The following is a 24,756-nucleotide window of genomic DNA, read 5'->3' as shown; positions in this document are numbered from 1 at the left end:
ATCGCCTGATCTTGAATACGGCGTAATCGTCCTTATCTAGTCTTCATCTCGGCGGGTATCGGTTTTCGGGGATGTTGTCCCGGCCCGCTCTTCTGGAGGAAGGACATTTATGCGTATCGATCGTTTGACCAGCAAGCTGCAACTTGCACTCTCCGACGCCCAATCCCTGGCCGTGGGCATGGACCACGCGGCCATCGAACCGCTGCACCTGATGCAGGCCCTGCTCGAGCAGCAGGGCGGTTCGATCAAGCCCCTGCTGATGCAGGTGGGCTTCGACATCAACAGCCTGCGCCAGGGCCTGACCCGCGAGCTGGACCAGCTCGGCAAGCTGCAGAACCCCACCGGCGACATCAATCTGTCGCAGGACCTGGCGCGCCTGCTCAACCAGGCCGACCGCCTGGCCCAGCAGAAGGGCGACCAGTTCATTTCCAGCGAGCTGGTGCTGCTCGCCGCCATGGACGAGAACACCAGGCTCGGCAAGCTGCTGCTTGGCCAGGGCGTATCGAAGAAGGCCCTGGAAAATGCCATCGCCAACCTGCGTGGCGGCCAGGCCGTCAACGACCCCAATGTCGAGGAGTCGCGCCAGGCGCTGGACAAGTACACCGTCGACCTGACCAAGCGCGCCGAGGACGGCAAGCTCGACCCGGTGATCGGGCGTGACGACGAGATCCGCCGCACCATCCAGGTCCTGCAGCGGCGTACCAAGAACAACCCGGTGCTGATCGGTGAACCCGGTGTCGGCAAGACCGCCATCGCCGAGGGGCTGGCGCAGCGCATCATCAACGGTGAGGTGCCCGATGGCCTGAAGGACAAGCGCCTGCTGTCGCTGGACATGGGCTCGCTGATCGCCGGCGCCAAGTTCCGTGGCGAGTTCGAGGAGCGCCTCAAGGCGGTGCTCAACGAGCTGGCCAAGCAGGAAGGCCGGGTGATCCTGTTCATCGACGAACTGCACACCATGGTTGGCGCCGGCAAGGCCGAAGGCGCGATGGATGCCGGCAACATGCTCAAGCCCGCGCTGGCGCGGGGCGAGCTGCATTGCGTTGGCGCGACTACGCTGGATGAGTACCGCCAGTTCATCGAGAAGGACGCCGCACTGGAGCGTCGCTTCCAGAAGGTGCTGGTGGACGAGCCGAGCGAGGAGGACACCATCGCCATCCTCCGTGGCCTGAAAGAGCGCTATGAGGTGCACCACGGGGTGACCATCACCGATGGCGCGATCATCGCCGCGGCCAAGCTCAGCCATCGCTACATCACCGACCGCCAGCTGCCGGACAAGGCCATCGACCTGATCGACGAGGCCGCCAGCCGCATTCGCATGGAGATCGACTCCAAGCCCGAGGAGCTGGATCGCCTGGATCGCCGTCTGATCCAGCTGAAGATCGAGCGCGAGGCGCTGAAGAAGGAAGACGACGAGGCGACCAAGAAACGCTTGATCAAGCTCGAAGACGACATCGCCAAGCTGGAGAAGGAGTACGCCGACCTCGACGAGATCTGGAAGTCGGAAAAGGCCGAGGTGCAGGGTTCGGCGCAGATCCAGCAGAAGATCGAACAGGCCAAGACCGAGCTGGAGGCCGCACGGCGCAAGGGTGACCTCAACCGCATGGCCGAGCTGCAGTACGGCGTGATCCCCGATCTGGAACGCAGCCTGCAGATGGTCGACCAGCACGGCAAGAGCGAGAACCAGCTGCTGCGCAACAAGGTCACCGACGAGGAAATCGCCGAGGTCGTTTCCAAGTGGACCGGCATCCCGGTGAGCAAGATGCTCGAGGGTGAGCGCGAGAAGCTGCTGAAGATGGAAGGCCTGCTGCACCAGCGGGTGATCGGCCAGGACGAAGCGGTAGTCGCCGTGGCCAACGCCGTGCGCCGTTCACGCGCGGGGCTGGCGGACCCGAACCGACCGAGCGGCTCGTTCCTCTTCCTCGGCCCGACCGGGGTGGGTAAGACCGAGCTGTGCAAGGCGCTGGCCGAGTTTCTCTTCGACACCGAGGAGGCGCTGGTGCGCATCGACATGTCCGAGTTCATGGAGAAGCACAGCGTGGCGCGCCTGATCGGTGCGCCGCCCGGTTACGTCGGCTACGAGGAGGGCGGTTACCTGACCGAGGCGGTACGCCGCAAACCCTACTCGGTGGTGCTGATGGACGAAGTCGAGAAGGCGCACCCGGATGTGTTCAACGTGCTGCTGCAGGTGCTCGAGGATGGCCGGCTGACCGACAGCCACGGGCGTACCGTGGACTTCAAGAACACCGTGATCGTGATGACCTCCAACCTGGGCTCGGCGCAGATCCAGGAACTGGTCGGCGACAGGGAAGCGCAGCGCGCGGCGGTGATGGACGCGGTGAGTAGCCACTTCCGCCCCGAGTTCATCAACCGGATCGACGAGGTGGTGGTATTCGAGCCGCTGGGCCGCGAGCAGATCGCCGGCATCGCCGAGATTCAGCTGCAGCGCCTGCGTGGCCGCCTGGCCGAGCGTGAGCTGAGCCTGGAACTGACGCCGGAGGCGCTCGACAAGCTGATCGCCGTCGGTTACGACCCGGTGTATGGCGCGCGCCCGCTCAAGCGTGCGATCCAGCGCTGGATCGAGAACCCGCTGGCGCAGCGCATCCTGGCAGGCGACTTCGCTCCGGGTGTGCAGGTCAAGGCCAAGGTGGAGGGCGACGAGATCGTCTTCGCCTGATCTGTCGCAGCGGCAAACGACAAGGCCCGCCAATTGGCGGGCCTTTGTTTTGTGTAGCGCGGATGAAAACCGGAAAAATGGCTGTCAGGTTGCCCCGGATTGCATCCGGGCTCGGACTGTATCCGGCGTGCGTGCTTATCCGTAGGAGCGGCTTCAGCCGCGAAGCTCTGAAGCCGCTGCTGCGTAACGTATCAGCAGCAATCGCCCCAGTGTTTCTTCTTCGAGGTGTGGCCGATACCGGGGTTGAAGCTGTTGGTCGGGTCGAGTTCGCGATAGAAGCCCGCCAGCGCCGGCTTGGCCACGTACAGGTGGCCGACGTTGTGCTCGGCCGGATATTCGGCGCGGCGCTCGTCGAGCAGCGCCCACATACGGTGTTCCATCGCGATCGGGTCGTTGCCTTTCTTGACGATGTAGTCCTGGTGGAACACGTGGCAGAAGAAGTGCCCGTAGTAGAGCTTGTGGATGATCTGCTCCTCCATCTCGTCCGGCAGTGTCTCGACCCAGTCGCGATCGTTGCGGCGCAGGGCGATGTCCAGGGCGAGGATGTCCTCGACGCTGCTGCGGTGCGCCTCGCGGTAGCGGATCGCGGCACCGGCGACGGCGAAGCGATGCAGGAACGCCTTGCGGCCTTCCTCGGCGTCGCATTCGAAGTAGGCGCCGCTGTCGCTGCCAGCGAAGAACTCGGCGAGGAAGGCGCGGGTCTGCTCCAGGGTGTCGTTGGATACCCGCACCAGCAGGTGATGCTCGAAGCGGTCGCGGTACTCGCGCATGCGCGCGGGCAGGTGGCTGGGCAGCAGGTTCATCAGCGCCTGGATCACTTTATCGGTCACGCCACGCAGGCCGAAGCGCTCGAAGAACCCGTCGACCCGGCTCTTCATGGCGAAGGCCGCCGGCACCCTGGAAGTGCCGAACTTGTCGATCACCAGAAAGGTGTCCTTGCCGTACTTCTCGCCGATGTCGAAGGCGGTGCGGTGGATGTATTCCCCCGCGATCGGCAGGCGCGGCAGCCTGGCCAGCAGGTGGCGGCGCACCTCGGTCAGGTCGTGCGGGTCGTTGCTGCCGATGTAGAACACCGTGCTCGGCTCCTTCGGGAAGGTGTCCAGGCGCACCGCGAACAGGCACAGCTTGCCGGCCGAACCGGAGGCCTCGAACAGGCGTGACGGGTCGGCATTGAAGCGCGCCGGGGTGTCGGCGTCGACATCGCGCACGTGCTCGCCATAGCGTGCGTCGGAGGCCTTGGCGGTGGCCTCGTTGCGCACCTGCTGCGGGCTGTAGTCGCCCTGCTGCAGGCGGGTGAGGATTTCCTCGGGGCTGTCGCCGAGCTCGATCCCCAGGTGATTGACCAGTTCCAGCGAGCCGTCGTCTTTCAGCTGCGCATACAGCGCCAGTTCGGTGTAGGCCGGGCCACGGCGTACCAGGGCGCCGCCGGAGTTGTTGCAGATGCCGCCGAGCACCGAAGCGCCGATGCACGAGGAGCCGATCACCGAGTGCGGTTCGCGATTCAGCGGTGCCAGCGCCTGTTCCAGGCGGTCGAGGGTGGCACCAGGCAGGCACACCACCTGCTGGCCATCGTTGATCAGCTGCACGCCGCTGACGCGCAGGGTGCTGATCAGCACGATCTCGCGGTCGTAGTCGTCGCCGTCGGGGGTGGAACCACCGGTCAGGCCGGTGTTGGCGGCCTGCATGATGACGATGCGATCAGCCGCGACCGCCGCCTGGAGAATACGCCATTGCTCCAGCAGGGAGCCCGGGCGCACCACCGCCAGGACGTTGCCCTCGCCGGTACGGTGGCCCTTGCGGAAGCGCCGCGTGCCTTGCTCGTCGGTCAGCACATGGCTGGCACCGACGATCTGGCGCATCTGCGCCAGCAGGTCTTCACGGCTCGGGGTGGTGGCGGCAGCGGTCATCGACTCAGCGCTCCTTTACCAGCAGGTCCGAGGAGATCTCGGCGATGGACTTGGCTCCCGTCAGCACCATGGCCACGCGCATCTCCTTCTCGATCAGGTCGAGCAGGTTGCTCACGCCGGCGCCACCGGCGGCAGCCAGGGCGTAGATGAAGGCGCGACCGAGCAGCACGGTATCGGCGCCGAGGGCGAGCATGCGCACCACGTCCAGGCCGGTGCGGATGCCGGAATCGGCGAGAATCTTCAGGTCACCCTTGACCGCGTCGGCGATGGCCGGCAGGGCACGGGCGCTGGACAGCACGCCGTCGAGCTGACGACCGCCGTGGTTGGAGACGATGATGCCGTCGGCACCGAAGCTGACGGCGTCGCGGGCGTCTTCCGGGTCGAGGATGCCCTTGATGACCATCGGGCCGTCCCAGAAGTCGCGGATCCACTCCAGGTCCTTCCAGGAGATCGACGGGTCGAAGTTGGCGCCCAGCCAGCCGATGTAGTCGGCCAGACCCGTGGGGTTGCCACGGTAGGCGGAGATGTTGCCCAGGTCATGCGGCTTGCCCAGCAGACCGACGTCCCAGGCCCACTGCGGGTGGGTCATGGCCTGCAGCACGCGACGCATGGCCGCGTTCGGGCCGCTCATGCCGGAGTGGGCGTCGCGGTAGCGGGCGCCTGGCACGGGCATGTCCACGGTGAACACCAGGGTCGAGCAGCCAGCGGCCTTGGCCCGCTCCAGGGCGTTCTTCATGAAGCCGCGGTCCTTCAGAACGTAAAGCTGGAACCACATGGGCCGGTCGATCGCCGGCGCCACTTCCTCGATCGGGCACACCGACACGGTGGACAGGGTGAAGGGCAGGCCCTTGGCCGCCGCCGCCTTGGCCGCCTGCACTTCGCCGCGGCGGGCGAACATGCCGGTGAGGCCGACCGGCGCCAGACCGACCGGCATCGACATCTTCTCGCCGAACAGCTCGGTGGACAGGTCCAGCTCGGACATGTTCTTCAGCACCCGCTGCCGCAGCTCGATGTCCGACAGGTCGGCGACGTTGCGGCGCAAGGTGTGCTCGGCATAGGCACCACCATCGACGTAGTGGAACAGGAAGGGCGGCAGCTTGCGCTGAGCGGCGGCGCGATAGTCGGTAGAGGCAGAAATGATCATGGGCTCATCCTGTTGCTGAAAAAGGGGAAGCGTAGCCTGACGGCAAGAGCCCCGGCATGGCCGGGGCGCAGTGGAACCTTGTGTTCAGCGGGCGACCAGCGGGTCGCTGATGCCCAGTACGTAGATCGCCACCAGCGCGATGATGCCGGTGAACAGCACGTAGTACAGCGTCGGCCAGATGGTCTTGCGCAGGGTACTGCCTTCGCGGCCCAGCAGGCCAACGGTGGCCGATGCCGCGACCACGTTGTGGATCGCCACCATGTTGCCGGCGGCGGCGCCCACGGCCTGCACCGCGACGATCAGCGCGCTGGAGATGCCCAGGCTGCTGGCCACGCCGAACTGGAACTGGCTGAACATCATGTTGCTGACGGTGTTGGAACCGGCGATGAACGCGCCCAGGGCGCCGATGCTCGGTGCCAGCAGCGGGTAGATGCCGCCGACGCTGTCAGCGACCCAGCGCGCCATCAGGATCGGCATGCTGGCCAGCTCGGCACCGTTGACGCCGGAGTTGATCAGGATGCGCACCATCGGCACGGTGAACAGCAGCACGAAGCCGGCGCTGAGCAGCACGCTGGAGGATTCCTTGACGGCCTTGCCCAGGTCACGCGCCTTCATGCCGTGCAGGAAGAAAGTGGCCAGTACCACGGCGACCAGAATGCCGCCTGGCAGGTACAGCGGCTGGAAGCTGGCGCTGACGCCGGCTTCGCCGAGCAGGTCGGGGAAGTTCACCACCACGGCTTTCAGGGCGTTGCCCACCTGCGGGAACACGCGGCTGATCACCAGCAGGGCGCCGACCAGCACGTAGGGCAGCCAGGCGCGCAGTGCGCTCATCGGCTTGGCGGTCAGCTCGTCCAGTTTCATCTCGACGCTGCCCAGCCATTCGCTCGGCCACTTGTCCGCCGGGGCGAAGTCCCAGGTCTGCTTCGGTACCAGGAAGCCGACGCGTGCGGCGCTGGTGACGATGGCCAGGCCGATCAGGCCGCCCAGCAGGGAGGGGAATTCCGGGCCGAGGAACACGCCGGTGAAGACGTAGGGGATGACGAAGGCGAAACCGGCGAAGATGGCGAACGGCAGGACTGCCAGGCCTGCTTTCCAGCTTTTCTCGGCACCGAAGAAACGGGTCAGCATCATCGCCATGATGGTGGGCATCAGGACGCCGACGGTGGCGTGGATGATCGCCACTTCACTGGTGATCAGTTGCAGGAACTGCGCCCAGGAGGAACCTTGCTCCACCAGGTGGGCGCCGATGGTCGCGGTATCCAGGCCGGTGTTGACGCCGACGATGATAGGCGTGCCGACCGCGCCGAAGGACACCGGCGTGCTCTGAACCAGCATGCCCATCAGCACCGCAGCCATGGCCGGGAAGCCGATGGCCACCAGCAGCGGGGCAGCGATGGCGGCGGGGGTACCGAAACCCGAGGCGCCCTCGATGAAGCAGCCGAACAGCCAGGCGATGATGATGGCCTGGATGCGACGGTCAGGGCTGATGGTGGTGAAACCGGCACGGATGGCGGTGATGCCGCCGGAATGCTTGAGGGTGTTCAGCAGCAGGATCGCGCCGAAGATGATCCACAGCAGGCCGAGGGTGATCAGTAGGCCTTGCAGGGTGGAGGCCAGCACGCGGTTGAGGCTCATGTCCCAGGCGAACAGGCCGACGGCGGCGGTGACCAGGTAGACCAGCGGCATGGCGCGCTTGGCCGGCCAGCGCAGGCCGATCAGCAGGATGGCGGCGAGCAGGATCGGCGAGAACGCCAGCAGGGCGAGAATTCCGTTGGACATGGGGCTTACTCCGCGGCAAGGCGCACGCGGCGCAGTAGCAGGGGGGATGCGGTATTCGGCAGACGTGCAGCGCTATGGGGCTTCATGGCGTGACCTCGACGACTCGTTCTTGTTATTGAATTGGGTTAATTGGTAAGACCAATTTACAAAGCAGCCGGCTCAGGTTAAAAGTCGATCAATGCGCTGTCAAATCGCAGGGCTAAGACTTTGGTCGTAGAATGCTGTCTTGTTCGTCGCGGGGCGGCGCTATAGGCTTGCGCCATGCTGCATATGGCCTGGTCAAACCAATGGAGAAGCGCGCAATGGAAGTAGGTCTGGTGCGACAGCGTCGTCTCTCGGACGACATCGTCGCGCAACTGGAAACCATGATTCTCGAAGGCACCCTGCGTGCCGGCGAGCGGCTGCCTGCCGAGCGCGCACTGGCCGAGCAGTTCGGCGTGTCACGTCCGTCCCTGCGCGAGGCGATTCAGAAACTGGTGGCCAAGGGGTTGCTGGTCAGCCGTCAGGGTGGCGGCAACTATGTGGCCGAATCACTGGGCTCGACCTTCAGCGACCCGCTGTTGCACCTGCTGGAGAACAAGGAGGATGCCCAGCGCGACCTGCTGGAATTCCGCCATACGCTGGAAGGTTCCTGTGCCTACTACGCGGCCCGGCGAGCCACCGATATCGACCGGCAACGGCTGAGCGAGGCGTTCGAGGCCTTGCAGGACTGCTACTCGCGCGCTGGCAAGGTCACGCGGGCCGAGGAGGGCGCGGCCGATGCGCGCTTCCATCTGGCGATTGCCGAAGCCAGCCACAATGCCGTGCTGCTGCACACCATCCGCGGGCTGTTCGATCTGCTCAAGCGTAACGTGGTGACCAACATCGGTGGCATGTACGCCCAGCGCGAAGAAACCCGCGACATGCTGATCAGTCAGCACCGGGCGCTGTTCGAGGCGATCATCGAAGGGCGTGCGGAGGACGCGCGCGACCTGTCCAACCGGCACATCGACTATGTGCAGGAAGTGCTGGCGGAAGTTCAGCTGGAGGCTCGGCGCGTGGCGCGAGCGCAGCGTCGGCAGGGACTATAGGCAGCTACAAGCTGGAGCCAGAGTCGCTGTGAAAGCGCTCATGGCCCGCGCCGCTGTCAGTCGTCCTTGCCCTTGCTGCGCATGGCGCGCTGGACTTCACGGTTGGCGTCGCGCTCTTTCTCGACGTGACGCTTGTCGAAGTCCTTCTTGCCCTTGGCCAGGGCGATCTCGCATTTGACCAGGTGCTGTTTCCAGTACAGCGACAGGGCGACGCAGGTGTAGCCCTTCTGCTGCACGGCACCGAACAGCTTGTCCAGCTCACGCTTGTTCAGCAGCAGCTTGCGCGTGCGGATCGGGTCGGCGATGACGTGGGTGCTGGCGGTTTTCAACGGGGTGATATGCGCCCCCATCAGCCAGGCTTCGTCGTCCTTGAGCAGTACGTAGCTGTCCACCAGCTGGGCCTTGCCGGCGCGCAGGCTCTTCACTTCCCAGCCAGCCAGGGCGACGCCCGCCTCGAACTTCTGTTCGACGAAATAATCGTGCAGCGCCTTTTTGTTCAGCGCGATGGTGCCTTGTGGATGTTTCTTTTGCTTAGCCATAGGGCGCGCATTATAGGGAGTCGCCCGCGCCTGCGCCATGGGGCTTTACCGAGCCAAGCTTGAGCCTGTCCGGCTAATCTTCGACAATGCGCGATCTTTTTCCCGTAGTGATGGGGTGTTGGCCGTAATGGCGAGCGACAACGTTTCGATTCATGGCGCCTGGGCCAGTCGTTGGGTATTCATTCTGGCGGCTACCGGCTCGGCAGTAGGCCTCGGCAATATCTGGAAGTTCCCCTACATGACTGGGGTCTATGGCGGCGGTGCATTCGTCGTCATGTACCTGTTCTGCATCGCCCTGGTGGGCGTGCCGATCATGCTGGCGGAAACCCTGATCGGCCGGCGTGGCCGGCAGAGCCCGGTCAATTCGATGAAGAGCCTCGCCATCGAGGCGGGCGCGTCGAAAGGCTGGTCGCTGGCGGCGCTGGGCGGCATGGTCGCGGCCCTGCTGATCCTGTCCTTCTATAGCGTGGTGGCCGGCTGGTCGCTGGACTACATCCTCAGCATGGGGCGTGGCGACTTCACCGGTATCACCGCCGAAGGCGCCGGTGCGGCGTTCGGCGGGCTGACTGCGGACCCCTGGCGGCTGACCCTGTGGCACAGCCTGTTCATGCTGATCACTGCGTTCGTCATCGCCAAGGGCGTGGTCGCGGGGCTGGAGCGCAGCCTGCGCATCATGATGCCGCTGCTGTTCGTGCTGCTCCTGGTGCTGCTGGGCTACAGCTTTACCACCGGGCACTTCCGCGAAGGCTTCGATTTCCTCTTCCATTTCGACGCCAGCAAGGTGCAGGGCGGCATTCTCGCCGCCATGGGGCATGCCTTCTTCACCCTGAGCGTCGGCGTTGGCTCGATCATGGTGTACGGCGCCTACATGCCGAAGAAGGCATCGATCGGCGCCACCGTGCTGACCGTCGGCCTGCTCGATACCCTGGTCGCGCTGACCGCTGGTCTGGCCCTGTTTCCCATCGTCTTCGCCGCCGGCCTGGAGCCGGGCGGTGGCCCGGGGCTGATGTTCGTCACCCTGCCGATCGCCTTTGGCAACATCGCCTTCGGCCAGGTGATGGGACTGATCTTCTTCGTCCTGGTGGCCGTGGCGGCGTGGAGTTCGTCGATCTCCATGCTCGAGCCGGCAGTCGCCTACTTCGTCGAGAAGAGCGGACGCAGCCGTGCGCTGGTCACAGCGGTGCTGGCGCTGCTGTGCTGGCTGGTCGGCATGGGCACCGTGCTGTCGTTCAACGTCTGGGCCGAGGCCAAGTTCTTCGTCTTCGCCGAGGATGGCTTCCACCTGCTGCAGTGGGGCGCCGAGGGCGGCAAGACCTTCTTCGACAGCATCGACTACCTGACCAGCCGCATCTTGCTGCCGCTGGGTGGCCTGGCGTTCGCCCTGTTCGCCGGTTGGGTGCTCAGCCGTGATTCGGTGCGTGACGAGTTGGCGATCAAGAGCCCGTTGCTGTTCAATCTCGCCCTCTGGCTGATTCGCGTCGTGGCGCCGATCGGCGTTCTGATCGTTTTCATCGCGGAGCTGAGCAAGTAAATGACTACTCGAATCCAGCGCTCGGCGTTGCTGCCTTATCCGGCGCAGGCGCTGTTTGACCTCGTCAACGATGTCGCCAGCTACCCGCAGTTCCTGCCGTGGTGCCGCGCCAGTGAAGTGCTGGAGGTCAGCGAGACGCACATGCTGGCCAGTCTCGAGGTGGCCAAGGGCAGCATCAGCCAGCGTTTCGTCACGCGCAATGTGCTGCAGCCCGGGCAGCGCATCGAGATGAACCTGCAGGAAGGACCGTTCACCAGCCTGAACGGTGTCTGGGAGTTCAAGGCGCTGGGCGACAAGGCCTGCAAGATCAGCCTCGATCTGACCTTCGACTACGCCGGGCCGCTGGTGCGCGCTACCCTCGGGCCCCTGTTCAACCAGGCGACCAACACCATGGTCGATGTCTTCTGTCAGCGAGCCAAGCAACTCTATGGATAAGCCGAGCATTGCGATCGAAGTGGTCTACGCGCTGGCCGAACGGCAGAAGCTGCTGCGCCTGTCGGTGCCGGTCGGCACCACGGTGCGCGAGGCGGCGCTGCGCTCCGGCATGCAGCAGTTCTTTCCCGAGCTGGATCTGCAGCAGGCGCCGCTGGGCATCTTCGGCAAGGCGGTCAGCAAGCCGGAGGAACGCGAGCTGGTCGAGGGGGAGCGCGTGGAGATCTACCGCCCGCTGATCGCCGACCCGAAAGAGGTGCGCAAGCAGCGTGCGGCCAAGGCCAAGGCCCGGGAAGAGGGCGACGAGTCGGCCTGAAGCACAGCGCTTGCTGCACGTGGCGAGCGGACATGAAAAAGCCCGGAGCGAGTCCGGGCTTTTTCATGTCTGGGTGTTACTGCGGTTCGGTGTCCAGCGGCTCCGGCGTCGGTACCGGTACGGTTTCCACCTGGTCGACTTCGCGCTGGATCTGCTCGAGCAGCGAGCCTGGTGCTGGCGGCGTGTCGTCCTGCGGCTTGGTCTTCGGCTGCGTACTGGTGGTATCGCTGTCCTGGCCAAGGATGGCCTGGTCGCGGCTTACGCCGGGCATGAAGTCGCCGGCCAGGCCGACCAGTTGGTCGCTGCCGTCGAAGACCAGGCTGACGCGTTCCTGCAGGCGCTGACCGCCGCCTGGCTGGATGCTGTAGAGATAATCCCAGCGATCGGCATGGAAGGTGTCGGTGATCAGCGGGTTGCCCATGATAAACCGCACTTGGCGTCGGGTCATTCCGGGACGCAGCTGGTCTATCATGTCCTGTGTCACGACATTGCCCTGTTGAATGTCGATCTTGTAAACCCCGGGGAATGAACAACCGGCGAGTGCGAAGAGCCCGGTCAGCGACAGGCTGGTCAGCAAGAGCTTGGTTTTTTGCATCGGAGGGTGACTTCCACTATCTTGGGCAACTTGAACCCCGGATCATACCCGTATTGAAGGGTGCTGCGAAACAGCATCCATGAGAAAGCAGACCATGGTTGAAAATAACGAACTGCGCAAAGCTGGACTGAAGGTGACTCTGCCACGGGTCAAGATCCTGCAGATGCTCGACAACGCCGAGCACCGCCACATGAGTGCGGAAGATGTCTACAAGGCACTGATGGAGGCAGGCGAGGACGTCGGCCTGGCGACCGTCTACCGTGTACTGACCCAGTTCGAGGCAGCGGGCCTGGTGGTTCGCCACAACTTCGACGGTGGCCATGCGGTATTCGAACTGGCCGACAGCGGCCATCACGACCATATGGTCTGTGTGGATTCCGGTGAGGTGATCGAGTTCTTCGACGCCGAGATCGAGAAGCGCCAGAAGGAAATCGTGCGTGAGCATGGCTTCGAACTGGTCGATCACAACCTGGTGTTGTACGTACGCAAGAAGAGCTGATGCTTCTGCTGCGATGAAAAAGGCGACCCTCGGGTCGCCTTTTTATTTATTGGGCTCGGGAGCCGTGCCGGGTTGTCGGCCGTAGCGCAGAGCCTCTTTGAGCCGGGCTGCGGCGATGGTTGTCTCAGGCGGCCTGGGCGCTGGTGACCATCTTGCGCGCGTGCGCCAGGGATTCTTCGGTCAGGTCGACGCCGCCGAGCATGCGCGCGATTTCCTCGACGCGGCCGTTCTCGTCCAGTCTGCTCACGGCCGTGGACGTGGCCTCTTCGCCGCGGCGCTTGTGGACGAACAGGTGCTGATGGCCCTGTGCAGCCACCTGGGGCAGGTGGGTCACGCAGAGGACCTGGCCGCGCTCGCCCAGGCGGCGCAGCAGTTGCCCGACGACCTCGGCGGTCGGGCCGCCAATGCCGACATCCACTTCGTCGAAGACCAGCGTCGGGACGCGCGAGGTCTGTGCGGTGATCACCTGGATTGCCAGGCTGATACGTGACAGCTCGCCACCCGAGGCCACCTTGGCCAGGCCGCGCAACGGTTGACCGGGGTTGGCGCTGACCAGGAATTCCACGGTTTCCAGGCCGTTGGCCTGTGGCTCTTCGCTGTTCATGCTCTGCAGCTGGATGCTGAAACGCCCGCCGGGCATGCCCAGTGCCTGCATCTCCTGCTCGACGGCTGCGGCCAGGCGCTCGGCGGCGCTGCTGCGCAGTGCGCTGAGTTCGGCGGCCTTCTCCTGGTAATGACGGGCGTAGGCGGCCAGTTCCTCGGCCAGGCGCTCGCTGGCCTGGTCGTCGGCATTGAGGCTCTCCAGTTCCTCGAACAGTCGTTGCTGCAGGGCGGCCAGCTCGGTGGGCTGGATGCGGTGCTTGCGGGCCAGGGTGTAGATGGTGTCCAGGCGTTCTTCGAGGTACTGCTGGCGCTGCGGGTCGGCATCGAAGTGATCGACGAAGCGGTTCAGTTCGCCCACGGCCTCCTCGACCTGGATCTGCGCGCTGGCCAGCAGGTTGCTCGCTTCGCCCAGCGCGCCGCCCTGGCCGCCAAAGGCGCCAAGCCGGTTGAGGCTGGCGGTCAGCGCCGACAGCACGTTGCCGGCATCGCTTTCGCTGCACAGCTCGAGTACCTGACGACAGGCACCGAGCAGCGCTTCGGCATTGCTCAGGGCCTTGTGTTCGCGCTCCAGCTCGTCCAGTTCGTTCTCGCCCAGGGCCAGGTTTTCCAGCTCTTCCAGCTGGTAGCTGAGCAGCTGGTGGCGGGCGCGCTGCTCATCACCCTGGCTGGAAATGCGCTGCAGGTCGTTGCGCGTCTGCTTCCAGCGCTGTGCAGCCAGCTGCACCTGGCGCGCCAGCTCCTGGCTGCCGGCGTACTCATCGAGCAGGCGGCGGTGGGTGTCGCTCTTGAGCAGCGACTGGTGTTCATGCTGGCTGTGGATGTCGATGATCAGCTCGCCGAGCGCCTTGAGGTCGGCTTGCGGGCAGGGGCTGCCGTTGATGTAGCCGCGCGAGCGGCCCTCGGCGGTGATCACCCGGCGCAGGATGCACGGGCCGTCGCTGTCCAGGTCGCGCTCGGCGAGCCAGCGGCGGGCTTCGGGGATCTCCGCCAGGTCGAAGCTGGCGAGGATGTCGGCCTTGTCCGCGCCGGGGCGCACCACGCCGCTGTCGGCACGGTCGCCCAGGCACAGGCCGAGGGCATCGAGCATGATCGACTTGCCGGCACCGGTCTCGCCGCTGATGGCGCTCATGCCGGCATCCAGCTCGAGGTCCAGGTGGTCGACGATGGCGTAGTTGTGTATGGACAGGTGCACCAGCATGGCGAACGCTCTCGAATTTGATGTCTGGTTATTTATACAGTGTTTTTTCTTTCCCTGACAATCCTCCTCTATCGCCCCTTGAAAGCTGTGGATTTGACTCCATATAGGCGGGCAGGTGCGCGGGCCGGACTCGCGCCGATTCATTCGAGAGGAGATAGGCATGGCTGACGAACAGAACCTGGATACGCAGAACCCCGAGGCTCAGGCGGCCGAGAATGTCGCGCCGAGCGATGACCTGGCGGCTCGCGTGCAGGCACTGGAAGAGCAGCTGGCTGCAGCGCAGGACCAGTCGCTGCGCATGGCGGCCGAGCTGCAGAACGTGCGTCGTCGCGCCGAGCAGGACGTGGAGAAGGCGCACAAGTTCGCCCTGGAAAAATTCGCCAACGACCTGCTGCCGGTCGTCGACAGCCTGGAGCGTGGTCTGGAACTGTCCAGTCCGGACGACGAGGCGATCAAGGGCGTGCGCGAGGGCATGCAACTGACCCTCAAGCTGTTCATCGACACCCTGGCGCGTCATCAGTTGGAAACGCTGGACCCGCATGGCGCTCCGTTCAACCCGGAGCATCACCAGGCCATGGCGATGGAAGAGAGTGTCAACGTCGAGCCGAACTCGGTGCTCAAGGTGTTCCAGAAGGGCTACCTGCTCAATGGCCGCCTGCTGCGCCCGGCCATGGTCGTGGTGAGCAAGGCGCCGACCACGCCGCCGCCGTCCATCGACGAGCAGGCTTGAAATTTTCGGGGGCGACCCCATTTCTGAGTCAAGCGTTTTAGTGCTACCGGCGCCTGCGAAGCGAGGCGACGGAAAAATCAAAGTTTCGGGAGAATTTTCATGGGCAAAATCATCGGTATCGACCTGGGGACCACCAACTCCTGCGTCTCCATTCTGGAAAACGGCAACGTCAAGGTGCTGGAGAACGCCGAAGGCGCTCGCACCACGCCGTCCATCATCGCTTACGCCAACGACGGCGAAACCCTGGTTGGCCAGTCGGCCAAGCGCCAGGCCGTGACCAACCCGCACAACACCCTGTATGCGGTGAAGCGTCTGATCGGTCGTCGTTTCGACGAGGATGTCGTGCAGAAAGACATCCAGATGGTTCCGTACAAGATCGTCAAGGCTGACAACAACGACGCCTGGGTCGAGGTCAACGGCCAGAAAATGGCCCCGCCGCAGATCAGCGCCGAAGTGCTGAAGAAGATGAAGAAGACCGCTGAGGACTACCTCGGCGAGCCGGTCACCGAAGCGGTGATCACCGTTCCGGCCTACTTCAACGACAGCCAGCGTCAGGCCACCAAGGATGCCGGTCGCATCGCCGGTCTGGACGTCAAGCGCATCATCAACGAGCCGACCGCGGCTGCGCTGGCCTATGGCATGGACAAGGCCAAGGGCGACCACACCGTGATCGTCTATGACCTGGGTGGCGGTACCTTCGACGTGTCGGTGATCGAGATCGCCGAAGTCGACGGTGAGCACCAGTTCGAAGTGCTGGCCACCAACGGCGACACCTTCCTCGGTGGTGAGGACTTCGACATTCGCCTGATCGACTACCTCGTCGACGAGTTCAAGAAAGAAACCGGCATGAACCTCAAGGGTGACCCGCTGGCGATGCAGCGCCTGAAGGAAGCTGCCGAGAAGGCCAAGATCGAGCTGTCCTCGAGCCAGCAGACCGACGTCAACCTGCCGTACATCACTGCGGATGCCAGCGGTCCGAAGCACCTGAACGTGAAGATCTCCCGCTCCAAGCTGGAGTCGCTGGTCGAGGACCTGGTGCAGCGCACCATCGAGCCGTGCCGCACCGCGCTGAAGGATGCCGGCATCGACGTCAGCAAGATCGACGACGTGATCCTGGTCGGTGGTCAGACTCGCATGCCGCTGGTGCAGAAGACCGTTGCCGAGTTCTTCGGCAAGGAGCCGCGCAAGGACGTCAACCCGGACGAAGCCGTGGCCATGGGCGCTGCCATTCAGGGCGCGGTACTGGCCGGTGACGTCAAGGACGTGCTGCTGCTGGACGTTTCCCCGCTGACCCTGGGTATCGAAACCATGGGTGGCGTGATGACCGCGCTGATCGAGAAGAACACCACCATCCCGACCAAGAAGTCGCAGGTGTTCTCCACCGCCGACGACAACCAGAGCGCCGTGACCATTCACGTGCTGCAGGGCGAGCGCAAGCAGGCGGCGCAGAACAAGTCCCTCGGCAAGTTCGACCTGGCCGAGATTCCGCCGGCTCCGCGTGGCGTGCCGCAGATCGAAGTGACCTTCGATATCGATGCCAACGGCATCCTGCACGTGTCCGCCAAGGACAAGGCCACTGGCAAGCAGCAGTCCATCGTGATCAAGGCCAACTCCGGTCTGTCCGAGGAAGAGATCGAGCAGATGGTGCGTGACGCCGAGGCCAACGCCGAGGAAGACCGCAAGTTCGAAGAGCTGGCCACTGCGCGCAACCAGGGCGACCAGCTGGTGCACGCCACCCGCAAGATGCTCACCGAGGCGGGCGACAAGGCGACTGCCGAGGAGAAGGCCGCCATCGAGAAAGCCATCGGTGAGCTGGAAGTCGCACTGAAGGGCGATGACAAGGAAGCCATCGAGGCCAAGATGAACGCCCTGTCCGAGGCCACCACGCCGCTGGCGCAGAAGATGTACGCCGAGCAGCCGCAAGCCGGTGCCGCCCAGGCCGACGCCGGTGACGCCAAGGATGCCGGTGACGACGTGGTCGACGCTGAGTTCGAAGAGGTCAAGGAGAACAAGTAAGGGATGCGCGCACGCCTTTCGCCCCTCCGGGTGCGAGGGGCGTGTCGCCCTCTGCTTTTCGCTCCGCCGTCGCATCTGGCGGTCAGGATACGCCGCGCGGGAGCCTTCTCCCGCGTCGGCGTATCTGGAGCTCACGAATCTGAGAGTGCAGCACAACTATGGCAAAACGAGACTATTACGAGGTTCTGGGGGTCGAGCGCGGCGCCAGTGAGGCCGAGCTGAAGAAGGCCTATCGGCGTCTGGCGATGAAGTTCCACCCGGACCGTAACCCGGACGACAAGGAGGCGGAGGAGAAATTCAAGGAGGCCAACGAGGCCTACGAGGTGCTCTCCGACGCCAGCAAGCGCTCGGCCTATGACCAGTACGGGCATGCCGGGGTCGATCCGCAGATGGGCGGTGGTGCCGGCGCCGGTTTCGGCGGCGCCAACTTCTCCGACATCTTCGGCGACGTGTTCAGCGATTTCTTCGGCGGTGGCGGTCGCGGCGGTTCGCGCGGCGGCGCCCAGCGCGGCAGCGACCTGCGCTACACCCTGGAGCTGGACCTGGAAGAAGCCGTGCGCGGCACCACCGTGACCATTCGCGTACCGACCCTGGTGGGTTGCAAGACCTGCGATGGCTCCGGCGCCAAGAAGGGCACCAGCCCGGTGACCTGTACCACCTGCGGTGGTATCGGCCAGGTGCGCATGCAGCAGGGCTTCTTCTCGGTGCAGCAGACCTGCCCGCGCTGCCACGGCAGTGGCAAGATGATCACCGACCCCTGTGGCAGCTGCCATGGCCAGGGGCGCGTGGAAGAGAGCAAGACGCTGTCGGTCAAGGTGCCGCCAGGTGTCGATACCGGTGATCGCATCCGCCTGTCCGGCGAAGGCGAGGCCGGTGCGCATGGCGGCCCGGCCGGTGACCTCTATGTGGTGGTCAACGTCCGTGAACATGCGATCTTCCAGCGCGATGGCAAGCATCTGTACTGCGAAGTGCCGATCAGCTTCGCCGACGCGGCGCTGGGTGGCGAGCTGGAAGTGCCGACCCTTGATGGCCGGGTCAAGCTGAAGATTCCGGAAGGCACCCAGACCGGCAAGCTGTTCCGCCTGCGCGGCAAGGGCGTGGCCCCGGTGCGCGGTGGTGCGGCCGGTGACCTGATGTGCCGTGTCGCGGTGGAGACGCCGGTCAACCTGACCAAGCGTCAGCGTGAGCTGCTCGAGGAGTTCCGCAAGTCGCTGCAGGGCGATGATTCCCACTCGCCCAAGGCCAGTGGCTGGTTCGAAGGCGTCAAGCGCTTCTTCGGCGACGTTTAATTGAGCGGCAAGCCACAGGCGACAGGCTGCAAGAGACTCTTGCACTTGGCCTGTGGCTTGAAGCCTGCAGCTTGGAGCTGATGTTATGCAACGTATTGCAGTGATGGGCGCCGCCGGGCGCATGGGCAAGACCCTGATCGAAGCCGTGAGCCAGGCCGAGGGCGCGAAGCTCAGCGCGGCCATCGACCGTGCCGACAGCAGCCTGATCGGTGCCGACGCAGGCGAGCTGGTCGGGCTGGGCAAGATCGGTGTGACGCTGGCCGGTGAGCTGGCGGCGGTGGTCGATGATTTCGACGTGCTGATCGACTTCACCCATCCCTCGGTGACGCTGAAGAACCTGGAAGTCTGCCGTCAGGCCGGCAAGGCCATGGTCATCGGCACCACCGGCTTCACCCCGGAGGAGAAACAGCTGCTGAGCGAGGCGGCCAAGCAGATTCCCATCGTCTTCGCCGCCAACTTCAGCGTCGGCGTCAACCTGTGCCTGAAGCTGCTCGATACCGCCGCGCGCGTGCTGGGTGACGATGTGGACATCGAGATCATCGAGGCCCATCACCGCCACAAGGTCGATGCCCCGTCGGGCACGGCGCTGCGCATGGGCGAGGTGGTCGCGGATGCCCTGGGGCGTGATCTGCAGAAGGTCGCCGTGTATGGCCGTGAAGGGCAGACCGGGGCGCGTGAGCGCGAGACCATCGGTTTCGCCACCGTGCGCGCCGGCGATGTGGTCGGCGATCACACCGTGCTGTTCGCTGCCGAGGGCGAGCGCGTGGAGATCACCCACAAGGCCTCCAGCCGCATGACCTTCGCCAAGGGCGCGGTGCGTTCGGCGCTCTGGCTGCAGTCGCGTTCGCCAGCGCTGTACGACATGCAGGACGTGCTGGGGCTGCGTTGAGAAATGTGTGACGGAAGCGTCCTGGTGGGTGGACCGAAAAAGGGTTTTCCTGTAAGCTTCCTGTTTTAGTGTGTCCACTAAAAGTTACGCAGAATGGCTCAAATAAAAAAGCGGGATGACCTTCACACGTCATCCCGCTTTTTTACAACCTGCGTTTGCTTCAAGCCTTGATCGTGACGGAGGTCTTCTTGACTAAGCCAGCCCCCAAACCTGCCATTTTAGCCCTTGCTGACGGCAGTATTTTTCGCGGCGAATCTATCGGGGCCGATGGCCAGACCATCGGAGAGGTGGTGTTCAACACCGCCATGACCGGCTATCAGGAAATCCTTACCGATCCATCCTATGCCCAGCAGATCGTTACCCTGACCTACCCGCACATCGGCAACACCGGCACCACGCCGGAAGATGCCGAGTCCAACCGTGTATGGGCCGCCGGCCTGATCATTCGCGACCTGCCGCTGATCTCCAGCAACTGGCGCGACAAGCAGCCGCTGGACGAGTACCTGAAAGAGAACGGTACGGTCGCCATCGCTGGTATCGATACCCGTCGCCTGACCCGCATCCTGCGCGAGAAAGGCTCGCAGAACGGCTGCATCCTGGTTGGCGCTGACGCCACCGAAGAGAAGGCGCTGGAGCTGGCACGCAGCTTCCCGGGCCTCAAGGGCATGGACCTGGCCAAGGAAGTCACCTGCGACAAGCCCTACGAGTGGCGCTCCAGCGTGTGGAACCTGGAGAGCGACAGCCATCCGCAGATCGCCGCTGCCGACCTGCCGTATCACGTGGTCGCCTACGACTACGGGGTCAAGCTGAACATCCTGCGCATGCTGGTCGCGCGCGGCTGCCGCCTCACTGTGGTGCCGGCCCAGACCCCGGCCAGCGAAGTGCTGGCGCTGAATCCCGACGGCGTGTTCCTGTCCAACGGCCCAGGCGACCCCGAGCCCTGCGACTACGCGATCAAGGCGATCAAGGACGTGCTGGAAACCGACATCCCGGTATTCGGTATCTGCCTCGGTCACCAGCTGCTGGCGCTGGCCTCCGGCGCCAAGACCCTGAAGATGGGCCACGGCCACCACGGTGCCAACCACCCGGTACAGGACCTCGACAGCGGCGTGGTGATGATCACCAGCCAGAACCACGGTTTCGCCGTGGACGAGAGCAGCCTGCCGGACAACGTGCGCCCGATCCACAAGTCGCTGTTCGACGGCACCCTGCAGGGCATCGAGCGTACCGACAAGGACGCCTTCAGCTTCCAGGGTCACCCCGAGGCGAGCCCGGGCCCGCACGACGTGGCCCCGCTGTTCGACCGCTTCATCGAAGCCATGGCCAAGCGCCGCTAAGCCCCGCCGACTGACCTAAGGATTCGAGTAACGATCATGCCAAAACGTACAGACATCAAAAGCATCCTGATCCTCGGTGCCGGCCCCATCGTCATCGGCCAGGCCTGCGAGTTCGACTACTCCGGCGCCCAGGCGTGCAAGGCGCTGAAGGAAGAAGGTTTCCGCGTCATTCTGGTGAACTCCAACCCGGCCACCATCATGACCGACCCGGCCATGGCCGACGCCACCTACATCGAGCCGATCAAGTGGGCCACCGTGGCCAAGATCATCGAGAAGGAGCGTCCGGACGCACTGCTGCCGACCATGGGTGGCCAGACCGCGCTGAACTGCGCGCTGGATCTGGAGCGCCACGGCGTGCTGGAAAAGTTCGGTGTCGAGATGATCGGTGCCAACGCCGACACCATCGACAAGGCCGAAGACCGTTCGCGCTTCGACAAGGCGATGAAGGACATCGGCCTGGCCTGCCCGCGCTCGGGTATCGCCCACAGCATGGAAGAAGCCTACGGCGTGCTGGAGATGGTGGGTTTCCCCTGCATCATCCGTCCGAGCTTCACCATGGGCGGCACCGGCGGCGGCATCGCCTACAACCGTGAAGAATTCGAGGAAATCTGCGCCCGTGGTCTGGACCTGTCGCCGACCAACGAGCTGCTGATCGACGAATCGCTGATCGGCTGGAAGGAATACGAGATGGAGGTGGTCCGCGACAAGAAGGACAACTGCATCATCGTCTGCTCCATCGAGAACTTCGATCCGATGGGCGTGCACACCGGCGACTCGATCACCGTCGCGCCGGCGCAGACCCTGACCGACAAGGAATACCAGATCATGCGCAACGCCTCCCTGGCGGTGCTGCGTGAGATCGGCGTGGAAACCGGTGGCTCCAACGTGCAGTTCGGCATCTGCCCGAACACCGGGCGCATGGTCGTGATCGAGATGAACCCGCGCGTATCGCGTTCCTCGGCGCTGGCCTCCAAGGCCACCGGCTTCCCGATCGCCAAGATCGCCGCCAAGCTGGCCGTCGGCTACACCCTGGACGAGCTGCAGAACGACATCACCGGCGGGCGTACCCCGGCCTCGTTCGAGCCGTCGATCGACTACGTGGTGACCAAGGTTCCGCGCTTCGCCTTCGAGAAATTCCCCAAGGCCGACGCCCGCCTGACCACCCAGATGAAATCCGTGGGCGAGGTCATGGCCATCGGCCGTACCTTCCAGGAGTCGGTGCAGAAAGCCCTGCGCGGCCTGGAAGTCGGCGTCGCCGGTTTCGATCCGAAGCTCGACCTGAACGACCCGGAAGCCGAGAGCACCCTGCGTCGTGAGCTGACCGTGCCCAGCGCCGACCGCATCTGGTACGTGGCCGATGCCTTCCGCGCCGGCAAGAGCGTCGCCGAGGTGTTCGACCTGACCCGTATCGACGAGTGGTTCCTGGTGCAGATCGAGGATCTGATCAAGGACGAAGCCACCGTGCAGACCCTGGGTCTGTCGGCCATCGATTACGACCTGATGTTCAAGCTCAAGCGCAAGGGCTTCTCCGATGCGCGTCTGGCCAAGCTGCTCGGCGTTTCCGAGAAGAGCCTGCGTGCCCATCGCCACAAGCTGAAAGTGCTGCCGGTGTACAAGCGCGTGGACACCTGCGCTGCCGAGTTCGCCACCGACACCGCCTACATGTACTCCACCTACGAGGAAGAGTGCGAGGCCAAGCCGAGCGGCCGCGACAAGATCATGATCCTCGGCGGCGGTCCCAACCGTATCGGCCAGGGCATCGAGTTCGACTACTGCTGCGTGCATGCGGCGCTGGCCATGCGTGAAGACGGGTACGAGACCATCATGGTCAACTGCAACCCGGAAACCGTCTCCACCGACTACGACACTTCCGATCGCCTGTACTTCGAGCCGGTGACCCTGGAGGACGTGCTGGAAATCGTCCGTGTCGAGCAGCCCAAGGGCGTCATCGTCCAGTACGGCGGCCAGACTCCGCTGAAGATCTGCCGCGCCCTGGAAGAAGCTGGTGTGCCGATCATCGGTACCAGCCCCGAGGCCATCGACCGTGCCGAAGACCGTGAGCGCTTCCAGCAGATGGTGCAGCGCCTGAACCTGCGTCAGCCGGCCAACGCCACCGCGCGCAGCGAAGACGAGGCCCTGGCCCTGTCGAAGAACATCGGCTACCCGATGGTGGTGCGTCCGTCCTACGTACTGGGCGGCCGGGCGATGGAAATCGTCTACCAGGAAGAAGAGCTCAAGCGCTACATGCGCGAAGCGGTGAAAGTGTCCAACGACAGCCCGGTGCTGCTGGATCGCTTCCTCAACTGCGCCATCGAGGTGGACGTGGATGCGGTCAGCGACGGCGAGACCGTGGTCATCGGCGCGATCATGCAGCACATCGAACAGGCCGGCGTGCACTCCGGTGACTCCGCCTGCTCGCTGCCGCCGTACTCGCTGCCGGCACACATCCAGGACGAGATCCGCGAGCAGGTCAAGAAAATGGCCCTGGAACTCGGCGTGGTCGGCCTGATGAACGTGCAGATGGCCGTACAGGGCGAAGACATCTACGTCATCGAAGTGAACCCGCGCGCCTCGCGTACCGTGCCGTTCGTCTCCAAGTGCGTCGGCGAGTCGCTGGCCAAGGTGGCGGCGCGCGTCATGGCAGGCAAGAGCCTGGCCGAAGTGGGCTACACCAAGGAAATCATTCCGCCGTTCTTCAGCGTCAAGGAAGCGGTGTTCCCCTTCGCCAAGTTCCCGGGTGTCGACCCGATCCTCGGCCCGGAGATGAAATCCACCGGTGAGGTGATGGGTGTCGGCGACAGCTTCGGCGAAGCCTTCGCCAAGGCCCAGGTCGGTGCCAGCGAAATCCTGCCGAACACCGGCTGTGCCTTCATCAGCGTGCGCGAGGATGACAAGGCCGAGGCCGTGCAGGTCGCTCGCGACCTGGTCAGCCTGGGCTTCGAAGTCGTCGCCACCGCCGGTACCGCCAAGGTGATCGAGGCTGCCGGCCTGCCGGTACGCCGTGTGAACAAGGTGACCGAAGGTCGTCCGCACGTGGTCGACATGATCAAGAACGACGAGGTCACCCTGATCATCAATACCACCGAGGGGCGTCAGTCCATCGCTGACTCCTACTCGATCCGTCGTAACGCCCTGCAGCACAAGATCTACTGCACCACCACCATCGCGGCGGGTCAGGCGGTCTGTGAGGCGCTCAAGTTCGGTCCGGAGAAGACCGTGCGTCGGCTGCAGGATCTGCATGCAGGAATCAAGGCATGAACAAGTACCCCATGACCGTCCAGGGCGCTCGCGCCCTGGAAGAAGAACTGGCGCACCTGACCAAGGTGCGTCGTCCGGCCCTGAGCCAGGCGATCGCCGAGGCGCGTGAGCTGGGTGACCTCAAGGAAAACGCCGAATACCATGCCGCCCGCGAGGAGCAGGGCATGGTCGAGGCGCGCGTGCGTGATATCGAAGGTCGTTTGCAGAATGCGGTGATCATCGATGTCACCACCATCGAGCACACCGGCAAGGTGATCTTCGGTTCCACCGTGGAAATCGCCAACGTCGAGACCGACGAGAGCGTGACCTATCGGATCGTCGGTGAAGACGAAGCCGACATCAAGCAGGGCAAGATCTCCGTTGCATCTCCCATCGCGCGCGCCCTGGTGGGCAAGAGCGAAGGCGATGTCGTCGGCGTGCAGACCCCCAGTGGCCTGGTCGAGTACGAGATTGTCGAAGTCCGCCACGTATAAGCCGCGCCAGCCGTCACGGGCCTCCGCTGTCAGCTGGCAGCTGGCCCAGACCCTCTGGGTCGGCGGCATCTGGGTGTTGCAGTTCATCGTCCTGCCGGCCATCGAACAGGCCGGCCTGGCGCCTTTGCTGGTGCAGGAGATCGCGGCGCGCCTGATGCCGCTGCTGGTGGGCCTGGCGGCAGTGGGCGTTGCCCTGCAGGCACTGGCGCTGCTGCGTGTCGAAGGGTTGGCCAGTCTGCTGCGGGATGTGCGCGGGCAGCTGCTGCTGACCGTCGCGGCGATGGCGCTGAGTCATTTCGCAGCGCTGCACTACTGGCCTGGGGCCGAGTACTGGCTACGCTTCAGCTATCTGGTCATGGCATTCTGCGGGTTGCTGCTGGTGCTGCAACCCGTGCCGGGGAAAGAGCGGCGATAAGCCGCAAGCAACAAGCCTCGAGTAAAAGCGGCGCGAAGCGCCTGGCGTACTTGAGTTGCAGG

Annotated in this window: 20 protein-coding genes; 14 read left to right on the top strand and 6 right to left on the bottom strand. The window is 64.4% G+C overall.

What is annotated here, in order from left to right; all coding sequences use genetic code 11:
- Positions 1-109 precede the first annotated feature (109 nt).
- Entirely contained in the window at positions 110-2,674 is a 2,565-nt protein-coding gene (gene clpB, locus EWH21_RS19975) for an ATP-dependent chaperone ClpB (RefSeq protein WP_152489537.1), read from the top strand.
- Between the two features lie 191 nt (positions 2,675-2,865).
- On the opposite strand, the gene dld is transcribed toward clpB, so the two are convergent.
- From dld to EWH21_RS19960, 3 genes are all read right to left on the bottom strand, one after another.
- Positions 2,866-4,581, bottom strand: coding sequence for a D-lactate dehydrogenase (gene dld / locus EWH21_RS19970; protein ID WP_277699155.1), 1,716 nt, complete (start codon positions 4,579-4,581; stop codon positions 2,866-2,868).
- 4 nt (positions 4,582-4,585) lie between these two features.
- Positions 4,586-5,725: an FMN-dependent L-lactate dehydrogenase LldD gene (lldD, locus tag EWH21_RS19965; protein ID WP_037050879.1), complete on the bottom strand. Its 1,140-nt coding sequence runs from the start codon at positions 5,723-5,725 to the stop codon at positions 4,586-4,588.
- An 84-nt stretch (positions 5,726-5,809) separates the two neighbouring features.
- The gene (locus tag EWH21_RS19960; protein ID WP_037050877.1) at positions 5,810-7,504 is read right to left on the bottom strand and encodes an L-lactate permease; all 1,695 of its coding nucleotides are present in this window, start codon (positions 7,502-7,504) and stop codon (positions 5,810-5,812) included.
- A gap of 302 nt (positions 7,505-7,806) precedes the next feature.
- On the opposite strand from EWH21_RS19960, the gene EWH21_RS19955 reads away from it, so the two are divergent.
- Positions 7,807-8,574 carry an FCD domain-containing protein gene (locus EWH21_RS19955; protein WP_037050875.1) on the top strand — a complete coding sequence of 256 codons (768 nt, stop codon included), beginning with the start codon at positions 7,807-7,809 and terminating at the stop codon, positions 8,572-8,574.
- Between the two features lie 56 nt (positions 8,575-8,630).
- Here the strand turns inward: EWH21_RS19955 and smpB are convergent, their stop codons facing one another.
- Positions 8,631-9,113 (bottom strand): SsrA-binding protein SmpB, encoded by a 483-nt coding sequence (gene smpB, locus EWH21_RS19950; protein ID WP_037050873.1) that lies wholly within the window; start codon positions 9,111-9,113, stop codon positions 8,631-8,633.
- A gap of 127 nt (positions 9,114-9,240) precedes the next feature.
- Between smpB and EWH21_RS19945 the strand changes: the two genes are divergently transcribed.
- From EWH21_RS19945 to EWH21_RS19935, 3 genes are read left to right on the top strand one after another with little or no spacing between them, the layout of a single operon-like run.
- The gene (locus EWH21_RS19945) at positions 9,241-10,644 is read left to right on the top strand and encodes a sodium-dependent transporter (RefSeq protein WP_037050868.1); all 1,404 of its coding nucleotides are present in this window, start codon (positions 9,241-9,243) and stop codon (positions 10,642-10,644) included.
- Positions 10,645-11,079, top strand: a complete 435-nt coding sequence (locus EWH21_RS19940) for a type II toxin-antitoxin system RatA family toxin (protein WP_277699154.1) — start codon at positions 10,645-10,647, stop codon at positions 11,077-11,079.
- Positions 11,072-11,392: an RnfH family protein gene (locus EWH21_RS19935; RefSeq protein ID WP_037050860.1), complete on the top strand. Its 321-nt coding sequence runs from the start codon at positions 11,072-11,074 to the stop codon at positions 11,390-11,392. The genes EWH21_RS19940 and EWH21_RS19935 overlap by 8 nt, the downstream gene beginning before the upstream one ends.
- Positions 11,393-11,468: 76 nt before the next feature.
- On the opposite strand, the gene EWH21_RS19930 is transcribed toward EWH21_RS19935, so the two are convergent.
- Entirely contained in the window at positions 11,469-11,987 is a 519-nt protein-coding gene (locus EWH21_RS19930; protein WP_277699153.1) for an outer membrane protein assembly factor BamE, read from the bottom strand.
- 94 nt (positions 11,988-12,081) lie between these two features.
- On the opposite strand from EWH21_RS19930, the gene fur reads away from it, so the two are divergent.
- Positions 12,082-12,486 carry a ferric iron uptake transcriptional regulator gene (fur, locus tag EWH21_RS19925; protein ID WP_037001567.1) on the top strand — a complete coding sequence of 135 codons (405 nt, stop codon included), beginning with the start codon at positions 12,082-12,084 and terminating at the stop codon, positions 12,484-12,486.
- A gap of 124 nt (positions 12,487-12,610) precedes the next feature.
- On the opposite strand, the gene recN is transcribed toward fur, so the two are convergent.
- Positions 12,611-14,287 carry a DNA repair protein RecN gene (gene recN / locus EWH21_RS19920; RefSeq protein WP_277699152.1) on the bottom strand — a complete coding sequence of 559 codons (1,677 nt, stop codon included), beginning with the start codon at positions 14,285-14,287 and terminating at the stop codon, positions 12,611-12,613.
- A gap of 160 nt (positions 14,288-14,447) precedes the next feature.
- Between recN and grpE the strand changes: the two genes are divergently transcribed.
- The 8 genes from grpE (at position 14,448) to EWH21_RS19880 (ending at position 24,694) form a co-directional block, all read left to right on the top strand.
- On the top strand, positions 14,448-15,017 hold the full coding sequence (gene grpE, locus EWH21_RS19915) for a nucleotide exchange factor GrpE (protein WP_037050856.1): 570 nt from the start codon (positions 14,448-14,450) through the stop codon (positions 15,015-15,017).
- 99 nt (positions 15,018-15,116) lie between these two features.
- Positions 15,117-17,033 (top strand): molecular chaperone DnaK, encoded by a 1,917-nt coding sequence (gene dnaK, locus EWH21_RS19910; protein WP_037050854.1) that lies wholly within the window; start codon positions 15,117-15,119, stop codon positions 17,031-17,033.
- Positions 17,034-17,191: 158 nt separating this feature from the next.
- The gene (dnaJ, locus tag EWH21_RS19905; protein ID WP_037050852.1) at positions 17,192-18,322 is read left to right on the top strand and encodes a molecular chaperone DnaJ; all 1,131 of its coding nucleotides are present in this window, start codon (positions 17,192-17,194) and stop codon (positions 18,320-18,322) included.
- Between the two features lie 85 nt (positions 18,323-18,407).
- Positions 18,408-19,211: a 4-hydroxy-tetrahydrodipicolinate reductase gene (gene dapB, locus EWH21_RS19900; RefSeq protein ID WP_134675650.1), complete on the top strand. Its 804-nt coding sequence runs from the start codon at positions 18,408-18,410 to the stop codon at positions 19,209-19,211.
- A gap of 188 nt (positions 19,212-19,399) precedes the next feature.
- Entirely contained in the window at positions 19,400-20,548 is a 1,149-nt protein-coding gene (gene carA, locus EWH21_RS19895; RefSeq protein ID WP_277699151.1) for a glutamine-hydrolyzing carbamoyl-phosphate synthase small subunit, read from the top strand.
- A gap of 36 nt (positions 20,549-20,584) precedes the next feature.
- The gene (carB, locus tag EWH21_RS19890; RefSeq protein WP_037050844.1) at positions 20,585-23,806 is read left to right on the top strand and encodes a carbamoyl-phosphate synthase large subunit; all 3,222 of its coding nucleotides are present in this window, start codon (positions 20,585-20,587) and stop codon (positions 23,804-23,806) included.
- Positions 23,803-24,279 carry a transcription elongation factor GreA gene (greA, locus tag EWH21_RS19885; RefSeq protein ID WP_037050841.1) on the top strand — a complete coding sequence of 159 codons (477 nt, stop codon included), beginning with the start codon at positions 23,803-23,805 and terminating at the stop codon, positions 24,277-24,279. The genes carB and greA overlap by 4 nt, the downstream gene beginning before the upstream one ends.
- Positions 24,257-24,694 (top strand): DUF4149 domain-containing protein, encoded by a 438-nt coding sequence (locus tag EWH21_RS19880; protein WP_277699150.1) that lies wholly within the window; start codon positions 24,257-24,259, stop codon positions 24,692-24,694. Before greA ends, EWH21_RS19880 begins: the two co-directional genes overlap by 23 nt.
- Positions 24,695-24,756: the final 62 nt, after the last annotated feature.

It is taken from the genome of Pseudomonas sp. REST10, from assembly GCF_029542605.1.
GTDB classification, from domain to species: domain Bacteria; phylum Pseudomonadota; class Gammaproteobacteria; order Pseudomonadales; family Pseudomonadaceae; genus Aquipseudomonas; species Aquipseudomonas khazarica.
The sequence above is the reverse complement of the archived record's forward strand: the minus strand, read 5'-3'. Positions and strand labels throughout refer to the sequence as shown.

Excerpts from the sequence above, each read along its gene's own strand:
- clpB (WP_152489537.1), top strand. The coding sequence starts at position 110 with ATGCGTATCGATCGTTTGACCAGCAAGCTGCAACTTGCACTCTCCGAC.
- dld (WP_277699155.1), bottom strand. The coding sequence starts at position 4,581 with ATGACCGCTGCCGCCACCACCCCGAGCCGTGAAGACCTGCTGGCGCAG.
- lldD (WP_037050879.1), bottom strand. The coding sequence starts at position 5,725 with ATGATCATTTCTGCCTCTACCGACTATCGCGCCGCCGCTCAGCGCAAG.
- EWH21_RS19960 (WP_037050877.1), bottom strand. The coding sequence starts at position 7,504 with ATGTCCAACGGAATTCTCGCCCTGCTGGCGTTCTCGCCGATCCTGCTC.
- EWH21_RS19955 (WP_037050875.1), top strand. The coding sequence starts at position 7,807 with ATGGAAGTAGGTCTGGTGCGACAGCGTCGTCTCTCGGACGACATCGTC.
- smpB (WP_037050873.1), bottom strand. The coding sequence starts at position 9,113 with ATGGCTAAGCAAAAGAAACATCCACAAGGCACCATCGCGCTGAACAAA.
- EWH21_RS19945 (WP_037050868.1), top strand. The coding sequence starts at position 9,241 with ATGGCGAGCGACAACGTTTCGATTCATGGCGCCTGGGCCAGTCGTTGG.
- EWH21_RS19940 (WP_277699154.1), top strand. The coding sequence starts at position 10,645 with ATGACTACTCGAATCCAGCGCTCGGCGTTGCTGCCTTATCCGGCGCAG.
- EWH21_RS19935 (WP_037050860.1), top strand. The coding sequence starts at position 11,072 with ATGGATAAGCCGAGCATTGCGATCGAAGTGGTCTACGCGCTGGCCGAA.
- EWH21_RS19930 (WP_277699153.1), bottom strand. The coding sequence starts at position 11,987 with ATGCAAAAAACCAAGCTCTTGCTGACCAGCCTGTCGCTGACCGGGCTC.
- fur (WP_037001567.1), top strand. The coding sequence starts at position 12,082 with ATGGTTGAAAATAACGAACTGCGCAAAGCTGGACTGAAGGTGACTCTG.
- recN (WP_277699152.1), bottom strand. The coding sequence starts at position 14,287 with ATGCTGGTGCACCTGTCCATACACAACTACGCCATCGTCGACCACCTG.
- grpE (WP_037050856.1), top strand. The coding sequence starts at position 14,448 with ATGGCTGACGAACAGAACCTGGATACGCAGAACCCCGAGGCTCAGGCG.
- dnaK (WP_037050854.1), top strand. The coding sequence starts at position 15,117 with ATGGGCAAAATCATCGGTATCGACCTGGGGACCACCAACTCCTGCGTC.
- dnaJ (WP_037050852.1), top strand. The coding sequence starts at position 17,192 with ATGGCAAAACGAGACTATTACGAGGTTCTGGGGGTCGAGCGCGGCGCC.
- dapB (WP_134675650.1), top strand. The coding sequence starts at position 18,408 with ATGCAACGTATTGCAGTGATGGGCGCCGCCGGGCGCATGGGCAAGACC.
- carB (WP_037050844.1), top strand. The coding sequence starts at position 20,585 with ATGCCAAAACGTACAGACATCAAAAGCATCCTGATCCTCGGTGCCGGC.
- greA (WP_037050841.1), top strand. The coding sequence starts at position 23,803 with ATGAACAAGTACCCCATGACCGTCCAGGGCGCTCGCGCCCTGGAAGAA.